The sequence below is a fragment of the Clostridium carboxidivorans P7 genome, from assembly GCF_001038625.1.
In the GTDB taxonomy this organism is placed as follows: domain Bacteria; phylum Bacillota; class Clostridia; order Clostridiales; family Clostridiaceae; genus Clostridium_AM; species Clostridium_AM carboxidivorans.
Genome location: NZ_CP011803.1, coordinates 2,722,340 through 2,742,291, shown reverse-complemented (window position 1 = coordinate 2,742,291; position 19,952 = coordinate 2,722,340). Strand labels below are relative to the sequence as shown.

Here is a 19,952-nt window from a genome sequence, read left to right as displayed (position 1 = left end):
GACTTAATTGAATAGTAGATTTAAAATATAAGAGTAACTTTACTTTTTAAAGTTACTCTTATATTTTAAGTAAAAATGGAGGTTAGAAGAATGGAAAATGTAAATTTATTTTTGGTGTTTGCAGAAGGTGTATTATCACTATTTTCACCATGTATACTTCCTGTACTTCCAGTATATTTAAGTATATTGTCGAACAGCAGTGTGGAGAGTTTAAAGCATGGAGAATTTAAATTTATAAATAGTTCCCTATTAAAAAATACAATTTTATTTGTGCTGGGAATATCTACAACCTTTTTCATATTAGGTTCTTCAGTAAGTGTATTAAACCAATTTTTTACCTCTAATAAGAAAATAATTATTTTAATAGGTGGAATTTTAATTATAATTATGGGAATTTTCTATATGGGATATATAAATATACCATTTTTACAAAAAGAGAAAAAAATACATATTGAGATAAAAGAAATGAAACCCATAACTGCGTATATACTCGGTTTTACCTTTAGCTTTGGATGGACGCCATGTGTTGGACCTATGCTTTCTTCTGTATTAATCATGGCATCAACTTCAAAAAGTGTGCTAATTGGAAATCTTTTGATATTAATTTATACTATTGGATTTATATTGCCATTTATAATAATTGCAATTTTTTATAACAAGTTGTTTAAATTTATTGATAAGATAAAGCTTCATATGGGAATAATACAAAAAATTGGTGGAGTTATTCTTATAGTTTCTGGATTGATTATGATAATTGGAGGAACAGGTAAAACATTTGATTATACTAATAAAGAATCAACTAATAAAGTAGAACAAGTTCAAAATAAGGATGATAAAAATGCACAAAGTAATAAAGATACTTCTACAAAAGTGGATAAAGTTAAAGCACCAGATTTTAATTTAGTTGATCAATATGGGAAAACACATAAGTTAAGTGATTATAAAGGTAAAGTAGTATTTTTAAACTTTTGGGCTACCTGGTGTCCTCCATGTAAAGGTGAATTGCCTCATATAGAAGAAGTTTATAAGGAGTATGAAAATAATAATAAGGGTGTTATAATTTTAGGAGTAACTGCACCTAATTTGGGAAAAGAGGGATCTAAGGAATACATAATGGATTTCCTCAATAAACATGGATATACTTTTCCGGTAGTCTTTGATAGTACAGGAGAAATCATGGATCAATATAGTATAGAAGCTTTTCCAACAACTTTTATAATTGATAAAGAAGGAAATGTAAACAAATATGTTCCAGGAGCTATAGATAAGACTACAATGGAATCATTAATAAATAATGTTAAATAACTTAGGAGATGATTTTTTGAAGGGAACATATGACTTCAAGTGTAATTTGGCTCAAACTTTAAATATAGTAGGTGATAAGTGGACTTTACTGGTCCTTCATAGAATTTTAAATAATAAAAATACATTCAAGGAGCTGCAGGAAGCTTTAAAACCAATACCTACTAATATTTTATCTGATAGGATAAAGCTGCTTGAAAAGAATGGATTTATAGTAGCTCAAATATATAATGAACATCCTCCAAGATATCAATATTTATTGACAGAAAAGGGAATGGATTTTAAACACGTATTTAACTCAATTATATTATGGGCAAATAAACATTTAGAAGCATGTAAAAAAACAGTGTGCCATGAAAAGTGTGGAAAAGAAGTAGAAATAAAATATTACTGTAAAGATTGTGATGAATATGTTGATGATTTAATAATTAAGGAATTGTATTAAAATAGACATATTTAAAAGATGACAAAATAAAAGAAATTACTATTTTCGGCGGTACAGGAGCTGTAGCTGATGAAATTGAAAATGGAATTAATCAGTTAATAAAAAAATAGTATAAAAACTAAGAGGAAGATTTTAATGTCTTCCTCTTAGTTTTTAAGAAAATTTCCAATTACTCAAAGGATAATAGCCTTTTTTGTCGAATATATAAATGTTTACTTATTAATAAATAGGAAATTTACTTAATTTTTATTAGGAGGTTATTGAATGATCAATATTGCAGGCTATGAATTAGATAAAAAAATTTATGAAGGAAACAAAACTATAATTTACAGTGGGATTAGATTAAATGATGGTAAGCCTGTTTTATTGAAATTTCTTTGCGCAGAATATCCTAATTTAAGTGATGTAATAAAGCTAAAGAACGAATATGAATTAAATGAAAAAATTCACAGTAATAATATTATAAAAATTTACAATATGGAAAATTACGAGAAAACACCTGTTTTAGTTTTAGAAAATTTTCATGGCAGATTTCTTCGAGAAATTTTAAGTGAATCTAAAAAGTTTAATCTAATGGATTTCTTAATGATTGCAATTAAATTAGCACAAGCGCTTATTGATACTCATAATAGCAATATTATTCACAAAGCCATCAATCCAGATAATATTATAATAAATATGAAAACTAAGACAGTAAAGCTTACTGGATTTGAAAATGCATCACTTTTTTCACAGGGGTTAAGTACTGTGAATGATTTAGAAAATACATTAGAGTATATTTCACCGGAACAAACCGGGAAGACAAAGAGTAAAATTGATTATCGTACAGATTTTTATTCTTTAGGAATAATTTTTTATGAAATGCTCACTGGAATTTTACCTTTTCAGGCAAAGGATAAACTAGCCATGGTTCACTGCCAACTTGCTGTGCAACCTGTATCTCCATGTGAAAATAATGCTGACATTCCAAAGGTAATTTCAGATATAGTGATGAAACTCATTGAAAAAATGCCTGAAAATAGGTATCAAAGTGCTGTAGGTCTAAAATCAGATTTACAAAAATGTAAAAAGTTGTTTAAAAGCACTGGCTCAGTAGAATATTTTAAAATAGGAGAAAAAGATTTTTCTGAAATATTTAAAATTCCAGATAAACTATATGGAAGAGAAAAGGAAATCAAAATATTAAAGGCTGCTTTTCAAAGAATTAATAAAAATCCCATGGAAATTGTTATGATTACAGGTTATTCAGGGGTAGGAAAGTCTCAATTGGTAAATATGGTTCAAAGATCTGTGAAAGAACAATTTGAATACTTCATTTCAGGAAAGTTTGATCAATTTGAGCATGATATACCTTATTCAGCATTAATACATTCTTTCAAAGATTTAGTTCAACAGATTTTAGGTGAAAATAGAGAACAAATAGAACTTTGGAAGAATAAACTTTTAGCTTCCTTGGGATCAAATGGTCAAATAATTATAAATGTGATACCTGAGGTGGAATTTATAATAGGAAAACAGCCAGAAGTTATTGAAGTTTCGCCAGAAGAAGCAAAAAATCGTTTTTTAAAAGTATTTAAAGATTTTGTTAGAACCTTTTGCGAAGCACAGCATCCATTAATAATATTTTTAGATGACTTACAATGGGCAGATTTATCCTTCCTTAAGTTAATGGAAATTTTAATAAATGATTCTGAAATAAGCAATTTACTTATTATTGGTGCCTATAGAGACAATGAAGTACATGCAAAACATCCTCTAAAATTAACTTTAGAAAAAATTAAAAGTAAAAACATATTAGTGAATACAATTTTTCTTAAACCGCTGGAACTTATTGATGTACAGCATTTGATTACAGAAACTTTTCACTGCGATTCAAATGAAGCAAATTTATTAGCAAAATTAAGTCATCAAAAAACAGGAGGCAATCCCTTTTTCTTAAGCCAATTTTTATATTCACTATCTAGGAAACATTTAATTGAGTTTAATAAAAAACAGTGGAAATGGCAGTGGGATATAGAAAGTATAAAAAATTCTCAAATAACTGATAATGTTGTAGAGCTAATAGCTGATAGAATATCAAAATTTCCTAAAAATACAATTGAGACTTTAAAATTAGCAGCATGTATAGGAAGTCAATTTGATTTAGATACATTGTCAATCATATGTAAAAAGGATTTGAAGGATGTATATTTTGATATTTGTGCTGCGTCAGAGGAAGGTATGATTTTACCAATAGATAGTTCAATTTTAAAAAGCTATGCCTTTCTTCATGACCGTATTCAACAAGCTGCATATTCACTGATTGAAGAAAAAAATAGAAAAGAAATACATCTTAAAATAGGAAGACTTATGATATCTGGCACTGATTTGGAGAAAAACAGAACAAAAGTCCTGGATATTGTTAATCAATTAAACTTAGGTATTGAATTAGTACATGATCCTTCTGAAAAAGAGCAAATAGCGGGGTTAGAATTAATTGCTGGGAAAATGGCAAAAAAATCAGCTGCATATGATACTGCATACAAATATTTATCTATAGGGATAATGTTAATGGATAAGTATGGTTGGAAGAATTTTTATGAACTAACTCATTCTTTATATGTTGAAGCTGCAGAAGTAGCTTGTTTAAGTGGAGACTATAATGTAGTAGAACAATATACTGAAATAGCATTAAATAATAGTAAAACAATCTTGGACAAAATAAAGTTATATGAAATTAGAATTATTGCCTATACTGTACAAAATGAAAAATTAAAAGTATTGGATACTGCATTATTTGTTCTTAAACTTTTAAAAATGAAATTTCCACAAAATCCAAGATTAGCAGATGTTTTAATTTCACTAATGAAAACAAAATTTATGCTCATAGGCAAACAACCAGCTGATTTATTTGAATTGCCTGAGATGACAGATTTATTTTTATCAGCAGCATTGCGAATTATGGTAAGGATGGGCATGGCAACTTATATGTTAAATCCAAACCTTTTCTTGCTCATAACGTTAAAAGCAGTGAGATTATATGTAAGGTATGGAAACTTAAATAGTTCACCTATAGGCTATGCTGCATATGGAATGCTTTTATGCTGTATTAATGATATTGATTCTGGCTATGAATTTGGACAATTGTCTTTAAAATTATTAGATAAATTTGATGCAAAAGAATATAGAGCGCAAACGCTTGTGCTATATAATTCCTTTATAAGTTCATGGAAGCTAAGTGCAAAAAGTACATTAAATGAGTTTGTTAATGCTTACTCAATTGGACAAGAGACAGGACAGCTGGATTATGCTTGTACAGCTGCCTGTATTCACAGCATTTATGCTTATTATTCAGGGCAGAATTTAATTGAGTTAGAAAGAAAAATGTCTCAATATAATAGTTTTATGCATAATATGAAAAATAAAGAAACCCTCACCACGCAGTCAATATATCATCAAGCAGTATTAAATTTAATAGGTTCTTCAAATAATATCTACTATTTGAAGGGGAAAGTATATGACGAAGATAAAATGATACCCATACATTTAGAAACAAAAGATAGAAATAATCTTTGTGATGTATATATAAATAAAGCTATTCTTGCATACTTATTTGGTGAATATGAGAAAGCTTTAAAGAATTCTGCAATTGCAGAAAAATATTTAGATGGAGTAAGTGGTACTTTAAGTATTCCAGTTTTTTATTTTTATAATTCATTAATTATGCTATCAGGGTTTGAACATCAATCTTTATTTAGAAAAAAACAAATCCTAAATAAGGTGTCTTCAAGTCAACGTAAAATGAAGAAATGGGCAAAACATGCAGAAAGTAATTTTTTGCATAAATTTTATTTGGTAAAGGCGGAACAGGCAAGGGTGCTAGGAAAAACTCTTAAAGCAATTAATTTTTATGAAAAGGCGATTAGATTAGCATCAGACAATGGTTATATTCAAGAGGAAGCGCTTGCAAATGAATTAGCAGCAAAATTCTATCTATACCTAAAAAATAAACGAATAGCAAAAGTTTATATGGAACAAGCTATATACTGCTATATTTTATGGGGAGCAACTTCTAAGGTAAACTATTTGAAGGGATTATATTCACAAATTTTAGGATTTCATAATCAGGATGGTACACCCATTAAAAATATGGTTGTTAATTTGGAAAATGAAATAGATAAAGGCTCTATGGTTTTAGATACAGCAACAATTATAAAGGCAACTCATGCAATTTCCGGTGAAATAAAATTAGAAGAGCTTTTGAAAAAGCTTGTATATATATTACTTGAAAATGCAGGAGCACAAAAAGTTTGCTACTTAGTAAAAAAAGAAGAAAAATATATTGTACAAGCTGAAGGAAGTATGGATAGAAATGATATAGAAGTTATGAAAGAAATTGATATTGAAAACACCATGAGTTTACCCAAGAAAATAATTTACTATGTAGGACGCTCAAGGAATAGTGTCATATTGGAGAATGCTTCTGTTTCTGAAAAATGTAAAAGTGACCCTTATATTGCTGCTAAAAAACCCAAATCAATCATGTGTATGCCTGTTATAAATAAGGGAAATTTACTTGGTATACTTTATCTAGAAAACAACTTAATACAAGGTGTATTTAATAAGGAACGTATAGAAATATTGAAGATTATTTCTTCACAATTAGCAATTTCTATGGAAAATGCAGCACTTTATGCTAATTTAGAAAAGTCTGAAAAGGAGCTCAGAAGGAATCATGAAAAGCTTGAAGAATTAGTAGAAGAAAGGACAGCCAAATTAAAAGAAGAAATTGTTGAACGTAAAAAAGCTGAAAAGCTGTTAGAAGAAATGGCTAATCATGATAACCTTACTGGTCTTCCAAACAGAAAACTATTTTATAGTGAGCTAAAGAATTCACTGCAATTAGCAAAAGAAAATAAATTTTCACTAGCAATCTTATTTATTGATTTGGATGGTTTTAAAATGATAAATGACACATTGGGACATAGCAGTGGAGATATAGTTTTAAAAATCGTTTCACAAAGATTGCTTAAAACGGTAAGAGAAGGTGACATGGTTTCAAGATTTGGTGGAGATGAATTTATAATATTTATGACAAATGTACACCAGAATAACACTATTAGAGATGTATGTAAAAATATCATTAATGAGATCAGTAAAAAAATTGTTTTAGGTGAAAATTATGGATATGTCTCAGTTAGTATAGGTGTTTCTATTTTTCCAGATCATGGGGATAATATAGAAGAATTGATTAAAAAAGCTGATGCTGCAATGTATAGGGCAAAAAATTCTGGAAAAAATAAGGTTATTTTTACTTAATTCAGTATGAAAAAAGTACATTAATAAAAGTTGCAATAACACTAGAGATATTTGATATGGAAGATATTAAAGAGCTTGAGAAATATTTTTAAGATGAAGTTTAGTTTTAAACTTCATCTTTTTGTCTAGTATTATTTTATTAATGAAGAAAATTAATATTTACTGTATAATTAATATAAGTAAAAGCATGTTAAATATAGACTAAGGGGATGTTTATATGTCGAACTTTTCGTTTTTAAATAAAAAATGGACAATATTGGCTAAGCTTGGTACACAAGCGGAAAGTTACCTGAATACAGATAACAATGCTACAATGCTTAAAATGCGTATGTTTGGGGAAAAAATAATTGATCTTATGTTAGCTGCATTAAGAATAGAAACAGATAGATTTGCTACTCAGGATGATAAAATTAAGCTTTTAAGGACTACAAATATAAATAAGGCCATTCCAGACTTATTTGATATAGTAAGAAGGTTTGGAAACAAAGCAAATCATGATGGATATGAAAATAAAAAGGATGCTTTAGAATGTTTGATTTCTATGTATAAGGTAGCTGCATGGTTCTATATAAGAGTTACAAAAGATGATTCAATTAGACCTTTAACCTTTAAAATACCCAAGGCTACAGTACCAAAGGCTAAAGTTTATGATATAGAAGCTTATGCTGAAGAAAAAGAAAAGATTAAAGAAGAGCATATTAAAGAAGTGCAAGCAGTTAAGGAAGAAGCTCCTAAATTAGTGCAGACAGAAGAAGATAAAAAGATTGAAAAAGAAGTTGAAACTACTTTAGAACTTAATGAAGCAGAAACTAGAAGGAAGCTTATTGATATAATGCTGAATGATGCAGGATGGAATGTAAATAATAAAGAATCAGTAAAGATTGAGTTACCTTTGGAAAATCATAAAGAAAAAGGCAAAACAGGTTATGCTGATTATGTACTTTTTGATAAAAAGGGGAAACCTCTAGCAGTGGTTGAAGCAAAGAAAACTTCAGTGGATGCTATAGTTGGAAGACAGCAAGCAGTGGAATATGCAGGTAGTATAGAAAGGCTGTACGGAAAACGTCCTATAGTTTTTTATACTAATGGATACGAAATATATATGTGGGATGATATGCATAGTGAGCCTAGACAGGTTTGGGGCTTCTACACATTAGAGGACTTGGAAGAGCTTTTTTTTAAGCATAAATATAAAAAGGATTTAAATAAAGTCAATATAGATAAAAATATAGCAGGAAGACCTTATCAAATAGAAGGTATTAAAAGAGTATATGAAAGATACCAGAATGGTCAAAGAAAGGCTCTTTTAGTAATGGCAACAGGCACAGGAAAAACTAGAACAGTTATTGCTTTAACTAAGGGATTAATGGAGGCAAGCTGGGCAAAGAGAGTATTGTTCTTAGCAGATAGGGATGAGCTTGTAAAACAGGCCAAAGAGGATAAGAATAGTTTTAAAACCTTTATGCCAGAACAAATATCCTGTAGATTCACAGGTAAAAATTCTGATAACAGGGAAGCTACCTTATATTTTTCAACCTATCAAACCATGGTAAATTACTATAGGGAATTTAGTGTTGGATTCTTTGATTTGATAATATGTGACGAATCTCATAGAAGTGTTTATAAGGTATATAGGGATATTTTAGAGTATTTTGATTCACATATAGTAGGATTAACTGCTACCCCAGTAAATTTTATTGAAAGAAATACCTTTAGCTTGTTCAGCTGTGAGGATGGAGATCCAACTTTCAATTTTTCTGTTGAAGATGCTTGGAATCATGTACCTCCATATCTTATTGAGCCTAGAGTTATTGATGCTACAACAGATTTTTTAAGAAAAGGTATCAAGTATAATGAAATGACAGAAGAGCAGAGACAGCAGGTGGATGAAGAAGGTTATGATGGACAAGAAATTAACTATGATAAAAAAGAACTGGAAAAGAAAATCACAAATAAGGATACTAATAGATATATATTGAGAACTCTTATGGAGCAGGGGATAAAGGTAGGAGATTATATTGGCAAAACGATAATATTTGCCAAAAATAAAAAGCATGCTAATCTTTTAGATTCCTTATTTAATGAACTTTATCCTCAATATAAGGGTAAGCTTACAGCAGTAATTTATTCGGAAATAAAGGATAAATCTGTTTTAATAGAAAACTTTAAGGATAAGGATTTCCCTAGAATAGCTATTTCTGTAGATCTTCTTGATACAGGAATTGATATACCAGAAATTGTTAACTTAGTTTTTGCTAAGCCTGTTTATTCAAAGGTGAAATTTTGGCAGATGATAGGCAGAGGAACTAGAAGATGTGACAATCTATTTGGTGAAGGGCAGGATAAAAAGGAATTTGCAATTTTTGACTGCTATAAAAACTTTGAATTCTTTGAAATGCACCCAAAGGGTTATGAACCAAAGCCTCAAAAAACCTCTTTGCAGGTAAGGTTTGAAATAACCTGCAAGCTTTTAGAAAAATATAAGGCAAAAAGAAATTTGGATATATGTGAAGCTTTTGCAGCTAAGCTTAAGGCAGATATAGAAGAATTACCAGAGGACAGTATAGAAATTAAAAAGAATAGAAAGAAAATAGAACAGGTTAAAAGGAAAGAATATTGGAATAATTTAAGTGAGGACTTTATTAAAAAATTAAAGCTGGAAATTGCAATTTTAATTCAGTGGATAGATTGTAAGGATAACTCAGAAGCTGTAGCTTTTGATAACTCTATTTATAGAATACTTTTTTATAACATTACGGGGGATAAAGAGGCTTTAAATAGAGAAATAAATTATACTATGGAAAAACTTTCAAAGCTGAAGCTTAATTTAAATCAATTTGATGGTACACGTGAACTTGTAAAGTCTTTACTACAACCACTAGGTTGGCAGGATTTAAGTTATGAAAGATTAGAAGAAATAAGATTGAGTCTTAGAGAACTTATGAAATACAAAGGAGCAGGCAGTAATACCTTTGTAGTGCTGGATATAAAGGATACAGGCTCTATAACTAAAGAAATTAGTGCAGGTTCAGTACTTTATGGAGGCAACATGGAACCTTATGAAAAGAGGGTAAAGCTTGCCATAGAGAGTAAATTAAATGACCAAATTGTAATGTACAAAATTAGAAAAGGTGAAAAGCTGTCAGAAGAAGAACTTAAGAGTGTATATTCAATATTCAGTGAGAGTTTTGTATACAGTATTGATGAGCTTTCAAGCAAAACAGATATTGATAAGGAAGATGTAATTAGTATAATAAGAAAGTTTGTTGGCGTAGATGAGGGTGAGCTTAATAGAAGATTTGAAGATTTTATACAAAAGCACCACAATAAAATGAATGCAACACAAATTAAAACTTTGGAAATAATAAAAAATGACATTGCGAAAAATAAAGGAATATCCTTTGCAGCATTATTTGCAGAACCTTATACCAACTTTAATCAAAATGGCGTAGATGGTATATTTGGTAAAATGGCAGATGATGTATTTGAACTGATTGCACCATTTAGAGCAACGTATATTTCTTAAGAAAATAATTAGAGGTGAAAGGGTATATGAAAAAAAGGTTTAATACCACAGGGCCATGTATTAGTAAAAAACATTATATGGTTAACATTGAAAATAAGCTTAGAGCGGTTGGAAAGCTTATAGATAGAGGGGATTATTTTATTATAAATAGACCTAGACAATATGGCAAGACTACATTGATATCACAAATAACTAAAAGTTTTAAGGATAAGTATTTGATTATTAGAACTAGTTTTGAAGGAATTGGTGATAGTGTATTTGAAAATGAAGAAGTTTTTTGTAATAGCTTTTTAACTTTGATTAGCGGCACATTAAAATTTGTTTCTGAAGAAAAGGCTAGGGAAATCCAAAAACTAAATGTGGGAGTAAAAAACTTACAAATGTTATCTGTGGTTATAACAGACTTCATCATGAATTGTGTTACACCAGTAGTTTTAATAATTGATGAGGTAGATAAGAGCAGCAATAACCAACTATTTTTAAGTTTTCTAGGTATGCTTAGAAATAAATATATACTTGCAAATGATGAAATGGATTATACATTTCATTCTGTAATATTAGCTGGAGTACATGATATTAAAAATTTAAAGTTAAGTATCAGACCAGAAGAAGAAAGAAAATATAATAGTCCATGGAATATTGCGGTTAACTTTGATATAGATATGACTTTTAATTCATTAGAAATAGAAACTATGCTTAAAGACTACACTAGTGAAGAAGATGTTTCAATGGATACAACAGCTATATCAGAAAAGATATATTTTTACACCAGTGGATACCCTTTTTTAGTCAGCAGGCTTAGTCAATTAATGGATGAAAACTTTAAAGAATCATGGACATTAGATAATATAGATAAGGCTGTAAAACTGATTTTAAATGAAAAAAATACTTTATTTGATTCCTTAATAAAAAACTTAGAAAACAATAAAGAATTTAAAAGCTTTATTGAAAAAATAATATTATCTGGTGAAGAAATAGCGTATGTTCCTAGTGATAGTCTTATATCTTTCGGAGAGATGTATGGATTTTTTAAGGAAGAAAAAAATAGATGTAAAATTCATAATAAGATTTTTGAACAGTATATATATAATCATTTGACGGCAATAAAGGCTAGAGAAAATAATGATATTTCTAATTATAATTTTAGAGATAACTTTTTAACTTCAGATAATGGCTTAGATTTTGAAAAAATTATTTTAAGCTATCAAAGATTTATGAAGGAACAATATAGTGATAAGGATGAAAAGTTCTTAGAAAGCAATGGGAGGCTTCTTTTCTTAGCTTTTATAAAACCTATAATAAATGGAGTAGGCTTTGATTTTAAAGAAGTTCAAGTATCTCAAGAAAAAAGATTAGATGTGGTTGTAACCTATAATAATCATAAATATATATCAGAACTCAAAATATGGCGTGGAGAGCAGTATCATAATGAAGGTATAAAACAGTTATGTAGTTATCTAGATATTCATTCTATGCAAAAAGGATATTTGGTGGTATATAACTTTAATAAAAATAAAGAATATAAGTCCGAAAGAAAGTATGTATATGATAAAGAAATTTTTATTGCATATATTTAAAGCTTGAAATATGAAAGGAAGAAAACAAATGTTAAACAGCGAGACAAAAAGTAAAATTGATAAACTATGGAATAATTTTTGGTCAGGGGGTATATCAAATCCACTAACTGTAATAGAGCAGATATCCTATCTTTTATTTATTAAGAGATTGGATGATATAGATAATACTAATGAAAAAAGAGCAAATAGAATAGGAAAAGCTTTTACTTCAGTTTTCCCAGAAGAATTGATGAAGTGGAGTAATTTTAAGCACTTAGATGTAAATGAAATGTTTGATATAGTAGCACAAAAGGTTTTTCCATTTATAAAGACTATGGGTGGAGAGAATTCCAGCTTTACTACAGAAATGAAGGATGCTGTATTTATGATACCAAAGCCTTCACTGCTTCAAGAATCAGTTAGAATTATTGATGGAATAAATATGGAAGATGCTGATACTAAAGGAGATCTTTATGAATATCTATTATCCAAGCTTGCAGTATCAGGGGTAAATGGACAGTTTAGAACACCAAGACACATTATTAGAATGATGGTGGAATTAATGAACCCATGTGCTGAGGATAAGATATGTGACCCAGCCTGTGGAACGGCTGGATTTTTGGTAAGTTCTTTAGAATATATATTAGAAAAATATACAAAGCCAGAAAGTATATTTACTGATGAAGAAGGAGTTGTTCATAATAAAATAGGTGATATGATGAGCAGTGAAGAATGGGAGCATTTTAGAACATCAATGTTCTATGGCTTTGATTTTGATCCATCTATGGTTAGAATAGCCTCCATGAACTTAATGCTTCACAGTATAGACAATCCTAATATGGTGCAAAATGATACCTTATCTAAGAGATATGAGGAAGAAAATAAATATACCTTAGTTTTAGCTAATCCACCTTTTAAAGGAAGTATTGATAAAGGCGATATTAGCAAATCCTTAGCTGCTGGAGCTAGTACAACAAAAACAGAACTTTTATTTATGAAGCTTATAAATAGAATACTGGATTTAGGTGGAAGATGTGCAGTAATAGTACCAGATGGAGTGCTGTTTGGATCTACTAAGGCTCATAAGGATATTAGAAAAAATTTAATAGAAAACAATGCGTTAGAAGGAGTTATATCCATGCCTTCAGGAGTGTTCAAACCCTACGCAGGAGTTTCTACAGCTGTACTTATGTTTACCAAGGGTGGAGAAACAGAAAAGGTATGGTTCTATGATATGACAGCTGATGGATTTTCCTTAGATGATAAGAGAAATCCAATAGATGACAGTGATATACCTAATATTATAGAAAGCTGGAAAAAAGTAAAGAAAGACAAGGGGTTAGAACCAGTTAAAGAAGATAAGTGGTTTTGGGTGGAGAAAGAACAAATTACAGAAAATGATTATGACCTTTCTATAAATAAGTATAAGGAAATTGAGTATGAGGAAGTTGTATACGAAAAGCCAGAAGTTATATTAGATAAGATTGAAGCTTTGGAAAAGAAAATATTGAGAAATATAGATGAGCTTAAAGGAATGGTGAAGTAGTATGAAGTTGCCTAAAGAATGGAAAGAGGTTAATCTTAAGGAATATATATTGACATTAGAATCTGGTAAAAGACCAAAAGGTGGAGCGATAGATAATGGAGTACCTAGTTTAGGTGGGGAACATATAAATAATACTGGTGGATTCAATATACAGATTGATAAACTTAAATATGTACCTAGGGAATTTTTTAAAAAAATGAAATCTGGAGTAGTAAAAAAGAATGATATACTAATAGTTAAAGACGGTGCTACTACTGGAAAAATTGCATTTGTTGATAATAACTTTAATCTCAAAGAAGCTTGTATAAATGAACACTTGTTTTTAATAAGAACTAATGAAAGATTAAATAATAAGTTTTTGTCATATTATTTGAGAAGTAATACAGGGCGAAAGAAAATTTTAGAAGATTTTAGAGGGGCAACTGTAGGTGGAATATCTAAGAATTTTATAGATTTTAATATTTTGTTACCACCATTAGAAACTCAAAAGAAAATAGTTAAGGTTTTAGAAAAGGCTGAAGAAACTTTAGAGAAAAGAAAAGAATCAATTAATTTATTAGATAAATTAGTCAAATCAAGATTTATAGGGATGTTTGGAGATCCATCAAGCAATCCCAAAGGTTGGAATAAAGACACTATAGGAAGTGTTGTAAAAAGTATAACAGCAGGATGGAGTGCTAATGGCGAAGCAAGAGAAAAAAGAGAAGATGAAAAAGCTGTTTTAAAGGTAAGTGCTGTGACACAAGGTTATTTTAAAGCAGATGAATATAAAGTAATAGGTGATGACGTAGAGATTAAGAAGTATGTTTTCCCTGAAAAGGGTGATTTGTTATTTAGTAGAGCAAATACACGTGAAATGGTTGGAGCAACGTGTATTATTCACAAGGATTATCCTGATTTGTTGCTTCCTGACAAGTTATGGAAGGTATCGTTTGTTGAAAGAGTAAATGTATTTTATATGAAATATATATTGAGTGAACCATCTATAAGGGCAGAATTTTCTGCAAAATCCACAGGTACAAGTGGTTCTATGTACAATGTTTCAATGGATAAATTTAAGAGTATAGAGATCACAATACCACCAATAGAACTTCAAAACCAATTCGCAGACTTCGTTAACCAAGTCGACAAATTGAAATTTGAAATGGAGAAGAGTTTAAAAGAATTGGAAGATAATTTTAAATCTTTAATGCAAAAGGCTTTCAAAGGAGAACTATTTAATTAATATTTCAACTTTTGCATATACAAAATTTTAACTTAATATAAGTTGTCTATTTGGAAAAGTGAGATTATAGCAATGAATGATAAGGCTTCTAATAAATATAAATCAGTCAAAAGTGTTAAGAAATAGCATTTTTGATTAAGTTATTTTGTAAGTAGTATAATAATACAGTTAATGGCAATATACCATAATATATTAAATGTTAGGAGCTGAATATTATGGTAAAAGAACTTATTATTGAAATTGAACAGGAAATGATAAATATACTTAATAATATGCAAATGGAAGAACTTCATAAAGTTCTATTTAAAAAACTACAGGGATTAGATTTTATAGGTGAGAACAGTTGTGACAATTTACAAAATAAGAAACTAGATTATTGCAACATATTTATTTGTGCAAAACGAGTAGAGGGATGTTCAGAAAAATCTATTAAGTATTATAAATCAACTATAGAAAATATGTTAAGAACGTTAGGTAAACCAGTTAAGCATATTACAACGGAGGATTTAAGAGGATATTTGGCAGAATATCATAAAAGGAGTAGCTGCAGCAAGGTTTCTATTGATAATATTAGAAGAATTTTATCAACATTTTTTTCATGGCTTGAGGATGAAAACTATATTTTAAAGAGTCCAGTAAGACGGATTCATAAAATAAAAACTGGAAAGATTGTGAAGGAAGTATATACAGATGAGAATTTAGAAATAATGCGCGATAGTTGCAAAGAAATTCGTGACCTTGCAATTATTGATTTGTTAAATTCTACTGGAATACGTGTGGGAGAGTTAGTAAAATTAAATATTGATGATATAGATTTCAATGAAAGAGAATGTATTGTTGAAGGAAAAGGTGATAAGCAAAGAAGAGTTTACTTTGATGCAAGAACAAAAATACATTTGCAAAATTATATTAACAGTAGAGTTGATAATAATAGAGCATTATTTGTATCTCTAATAGAACCATATAATAGGTTAAATATTAGCGGAGTTGAAATTAGGATGAGATCTTTAGGAAAAAAGCTCAATATTAATAAAGTACATCCACATAAGTTTAGGAGAACACTTGCAACAAGAGCTATTGATAAAGGAATGCCAATAGAGCAGGTGCAGCAGCTCTTAGGACACCAAAAAATTGACACAACACTTCAATATGCAATGGTAAATCAAAATAATGTTAAGATTTCACATAGAAAATATATTGGTTAAATTCCCTGTATAAGTTTTAGAATTTAAAGTCAAATCAAGATTTATCGAGATGTTTGGTGACCTTTCAAAAAATAATAAAGGATGGGAAGAAGTTGAACTATCAAATGTATGTAGTGTAATACATAGATATCCAACATTTTACGGAATGGATTATATAGAAGAGGGCACACCAGTAATAAGAATTGGTAATATATTAAGTGATGGAATACTTGAAAATAATATGGAAAATTATGTTTTTGTATATGATGATGTTAATAAGGATTTTCCACTAACAACAATAGAATTAGGTGATATATTAATGGCAGTTAGAGGGGATGGTTCTGCTGCTAAGCGTATTGGACTTGTAACAACAGAAAAATTAATTGGAGCAAATATTAGTCCTAATTTGCTTAGAATCAAGGCAAAAGAAAATGTTGTTAATAATGTTTATTTGTTTTGGTATTTAATATCAGATGTTGGACAAAGAAGGCTTGATGCATATGTAAATAAAACTGCAAAGAAAAATATTGCAGCTAAAGATATTAAAAAAGTGGTTACACCAGTACCGTTAATAGAACTTCAAAACCAATTCGCAGACTTCGTTAACCAAGTCGACAAATTGAAATTTAAAATGCAAAGAGTTTGAAAGAATTGGAAGATAATTTTAACTCTTTAATGCAAAAGGCTTTCAAAGGAGAACTATTTAATTAATATTTCAACTTTTGCACATACAAAATTTTAACTTAATATAATAAGAAAAGTTTTGCAAGTTAAGAACTAATAGTGAATAGTTAATAGAGAAGGAAGATTTTTAGTTGTCGCAAAAAATCTTTAAATTTATATAAGTAATAGGTCAGCAATGTTTTGCTTTAGCAAAAGCGAGCCTTCAAAAATTTAATTAAAGATTCTTGGTAGTGTAACGGAAAAAATCCACACTAATTATTCACTCTTAACTATTAACTAAAAATATTGCTTTGCAATATTTTTTAACTGTGAAAATTGAGTTAATATAATTTGTTTAAGTAAGCAATATTAAATTTATTTGAAATAGGTAAATTATGGATTATAATAAAAAAGAAATGATACACTTTATGGTTGATAAGGAGAGATAGGATTGTGAGTATTAAAAGTATTGAACTTAGAAATTTTACAGTTTTTAAAAATTTTAGAGTTAATTTTTCAAAAGGTATAAATATAATAACTGGAGAAAATGGAACAGGAAAAACTCAATTACTTAAAGCAATTTATTCAGATACTCAAATTTCTAAAAGTAAAAAATATAGATGATATTTCAACTTATTTTATTCCGCTATTTTAAAAAGAAATAAAGATTATGGGGAAATTAATAATATCAGAAAAAGAAGGGTGTGATGATAATTGAGTAAAGAACAATATAATAAAATAATTAACAATGCTAAATCTACATTAGGTAAAACTATATTAGAAAAAATATCAGAGTTTAAATATAAAGAACTTGATGGCTATTATGTGATACAGGTTTATGTTAAGAGTAACATAAAAGCAAAAGAAATGGGAGAGATTCTTACTAATATTGAAGAATATGCTAAAGAATGCGGATTTAATATTTTAGTAGATTTTTTAAGAGGTTAACAATGAAAGATTTAATTGTGAGATTTACATTAGAATGTAGAACTAATAAATCAGGAAAGTTAAAGAAGTTTAAACCCAATAATATAAAAAAAGAAACCTATAAATTTTGGAAAGCTGATTCTAACGTTATGATTAGGGATGCTATTCTTGCTAATAAAATAGGTATATCTTATCCAAGGCAGTTAGAAATGGTACATGGAGCTGTAGAAAGAATTCTTAAGTCGTTTATTATTAAAGAATATGGAATAGAATTATTAGTTCATGAAACAGGAACTATTTATGATTCTATCAAATATGATTTAAGTTCTGAAATTAGTAAAGAGGATTATATGGCATTAAAATTATTGGATAATAATTTCATATTATATAGATATCCTACTGAAAATAGATTTTATAGTGAAGATATGATTGATATGGCATTTGAGGTTTTAGTAAATATAAATAGTTTAGTAGAAGATGCATTGAATTTAAGTAAAAGAGCAAAACGTGTTATAAAAGAAGTAGAAGAGGAAATAAGTTTTGATAAAAGTTTGGAATAAGGTAGGGTATTAATTAAAAATAATAATTTTGTCAAGAAATAATACAATTTAAATTTTATAATGAGAGGTAGATTGTAATGGAAAAACATATTTAGTGAAATTGAGCAAAAAATGATAAATCTAAAATCCAAAACAGTTTAAAGAAGTAGAAAAAATACTGAAATGATGGAGAGTATCTTGTATGGTTTATTTAAATGTTTTTACATTTCCAAGTGATGATATGGAATTTGACTTTTAATAGAGGAAAGAAGAACGTGCTATGACTCCTTTTATCCATTTAAGATATTATCGAAACATGGTTTTGAAAGAATTGATTTTGAACCAATTACTATTTTATATGGTGGAAATGGTTCTGGAAAATCTACAGCATTAAATGTGATAGCAGAAAAAACAGGAATAAGTAGAGATTCTATCTATAATAAATCTAGTTTTTATTCCAATTATGTAAACATGTGTGAGATGCAGCTTGAAGATGATGATATTCCTGAAAACAGCAGAATTATAACAAGTGATGATGTATTTGATTATATGTTGAATATTCGTAATCTTAACGAAGGAATTGATCAAAAACGGGAAAAACTTTTTGAAGAATATTTGGAGGCAAAATATTCTCATTTTCAAATAAGATCTATGGCAGATTATGAGCAGCTAAAAAAAGTAAATACTACTAGAAGTATAACTCAGTCACGTTTTGTGAGAAATGAATTGATGGATAATGTGAGAGAATATTCAAATGGAGAAAGTGCATTTCGATACTTTATTGAAAAAATAGATGAAAATGGATTATATATATTGGATGAGCCTGAAAATAGTCTTTCTCCAAAACGTCAGCTGGAATTGGTGAAACTTATTGAGGACTCTGCACGATATTTAGGATGTCAGTTTATTATATCAACACATTCACCATTTCTGCTTGCCATGAGTGGAGCAAAAATATATGATCTTGATAAAAATCCAGTTGATGTGAAAAAATGGACAGAGTTAGAAAATGTACGTACATATTATGAGTTTTTTAAAAGACATGAAAATGAGTTTTAATGTTATTATACATTTCAACTTATGGAAATTAATTTAGATGATGAAGAAATTAGGAGTAATATTATGACAAAAAAGGAATGTAAAGATTTTATAGAAAATTGTTTTAAAACATTAGAGAAGAATTATCCAGAGAAATTTTATATATCTTCAAATTTCTATAGAGAAATTCCAGAAGAGATGATAGATAATGACAAAAATAAATGGAAGTTAATAGAATCAAATGTTTCAGAAGAGGATATAGCTAGATTAGAAGAATATTTTCAAGTAAAGTTACCAGAACTATATAAAGCGTTTATATCTTCATATTTTTATTTATTTGACAAGTTAGAAGGCATAGTTGATAATTTTAATGGTTATGATGATTATGATATGGAAGTGGATATTATTAATCAAACACCTGATAAACCATTAGATGAAATATATCATATATTTAATGAATGTAAAGAACTTTTAAAATTTGGATATATTCCAATAGGAGATTTAGATGATATTGGTCCTATATGTTTTGATGTATTGAATAATTATAGGTTAGTATTACTTGATCATGAAGAATATTATCAATGTAAGAGCAGAGAGGAACTTGAAGAAATAGCTATGATAGTATTTGGTGATTTTAAAAATTTCTTAGAATGTTTTTTCTGTGGATTGAAATATGTATGTGAAGATATTTAGATAAAAGAAG

At 28.7% G+C, this 19,952-nt stretch carries 13 protein-coding genes and 1 pseudogene; all 14 read left to right on the top strand.

Annotation, left to right across the window (positions count from 1 at the left end; genetic code table 11):
- Positions 1-90 precede the first annotated feature (90 nt).
- The 14 genes and pseudogenes from Ccar_RS11985 (at position 91) to Ccar_RS11920 (ending at position 19,942) form a co-directional block, all read left to right on the top strand.
- Complete coding sequence (locus Ccar_RS11985) at positions 91-1,305, top strand: cytochrome c biogenesis protein/redoxin (RefSeq protein ID WP_007062340.1); 1,215 nt, start codon at positions 91-93, stop codon at positions 1,303-1,305.
- A 16-nt stretch (positions 1,306-1,321) separates the two neighbouring features.
- Positions 1,322-1,747 (top strand): winged helix-turn-helix transcriptional regulator, encoded by a 426-nt coding sequence (locus tag Ccar_RS11980; RefSeq protein ID WP_007064981.1) that lies wholly within the window; start codon positions 1,322-1,324, stop codon positions 1,745-1,747.
- Positions 1,748-2,011: 264 nt separating this feature from the next.
- Complete coding sequence (locus tag Ccar_RS11975) at positions 2,012-7,045, top strand: diguanylate cyclase domain-containing protein (protein WP_053075337.1); 5,034 nt, start codon at positions 2,012-2,014, stop codon at positions 7,043-7,045.
- 217 nt (positions 7,046-7,262) lie between these two features.
- The gene (locus Ccar_RS11970) at positions 7,263-10,571 is read left to right on the top strand and encodes a DEAD/DEAH box helicase family protein (RefSeq protein ID WP_007063360.1); all 3,309 of its coding nucleotides are present in this window, start codon (positions 7,263-7,265) and stop codon (positions 10,569-10,571) included.
- Between the two features lie 26 nt (positions 10,572-10,597).
- The gene (locus Ccar_RS11965) at positions 10,598-12,148 is read left to right on the top strand and encodes an AAA-like domain-containing protein (protein ID WP_007064984.1); all 1,551 of its coding nucleotides are present in this window, start codon (positions 10,598-10,600) and stop codon (positions 12,146-12,148) included.
- A gap of 28 nt (positions 12,149-12,176) precedes the next feature.
- Positions 12,177-13,673, top strand: a complete 1,497-nt coding sequence (locus tag Ccar_RS11960; RefSeq protein ID WP_007063362.1) for a type I restriction-modification system subunit M — start codon at positions 12,177-12,179, stop codon at positions 13,671-13,673.
- A gap of 1 nt (position 13,674) precedes the next feature.
- Positions 13,675-14,898: a restriction endonuclease subunit S gene (locus Ccar_RS11955; protein ID WP_007063363.1), complete on the top strand. Its 1,224-nt coding sequence runs from the start codon at positions 13,675-13,677 to the stop codon at positions 14,896-14,898.
- Positions 14,899-15,113: 215 nt separating this feature from the next.
- Complete coding sequence (gene xerA / locus Ccar_RS11950; protein ID WP_007063364.1) at positions 15,114-16,103, top strand: site-specific tyrosine recombinase/integron integrase; 990 nt, start codon at positions 15,114-15,116, stop codon at positions 16,101-16,103.
- Positions 16,104-16,152: 49 nt separating this feature from the next.
- Complete coding sequence (locus Ccar_RS11945; protein WP_007063365.1) at positions 16,153-16,728, top strand: restriction endonuclease subunit S; 576 nt, start codon at positions 16,153-16,155, stop codon at positions 16,726-16,728.
- A 470-nt stretch (positions 16,729-17,198) separates the two neighbouring features.
- Positions 17,199-17,369 carry an AAA family ATPase gene (locus tag Ccar_RS11940; protein WP_007063366.1) on the top strand — a complete coding sequence of 57 codons (171 nt, stop codon included), beginning with the start codon at positions 17,199-17,201 and terminating at the stop codon, positions 17,367-17,369.
- Positions 17,370-17,459: 90 nt separating this feature from the next.
- Positions 17,460-17,693, top strand: a complete 234-nt coding sequence (locus tag Ccar_RS11935) for a hypothetical protein (protein ID WP_007063367.1) — start codon at positions 17,460-17,462, stop codon at positions 17,691-17,693.
- 2 nt (positions 17,694-17,695) lie between these two features.
- Positions 17,696-18,232: a HEPN domain-containing protein gene (locus Ccar_RS11930; RefSeq protein ID WP_007063368.1), complete on the top strand. Its 537-nt coding sequence runs from the start codon at positions 17,696-17,698 to the stop codon at positions 18,230-18,232.
- Between the two features lie 181 nt (positions 18,233-18,413).
- Positions 18,414-19,270, top strand: a pseudogene (locus Ccar_RS11925) (AAA family ATPase).
- 63 nt (positions 19,271-19,333) lie between these two features.
- Positions 19,334-19,942 (top strand): SMI1/KNR4 family protein, encoded by a 609-nt coding sequence (locus Ccar_RS11920; RefSeq protein WP_007063370.1) that lies wholly within the window; start codon positions 19,334-19,336, stop codon positions 19,940-19,942.
- Positions 19,943-19,952 lie beyond the last annotated feature (10 nt).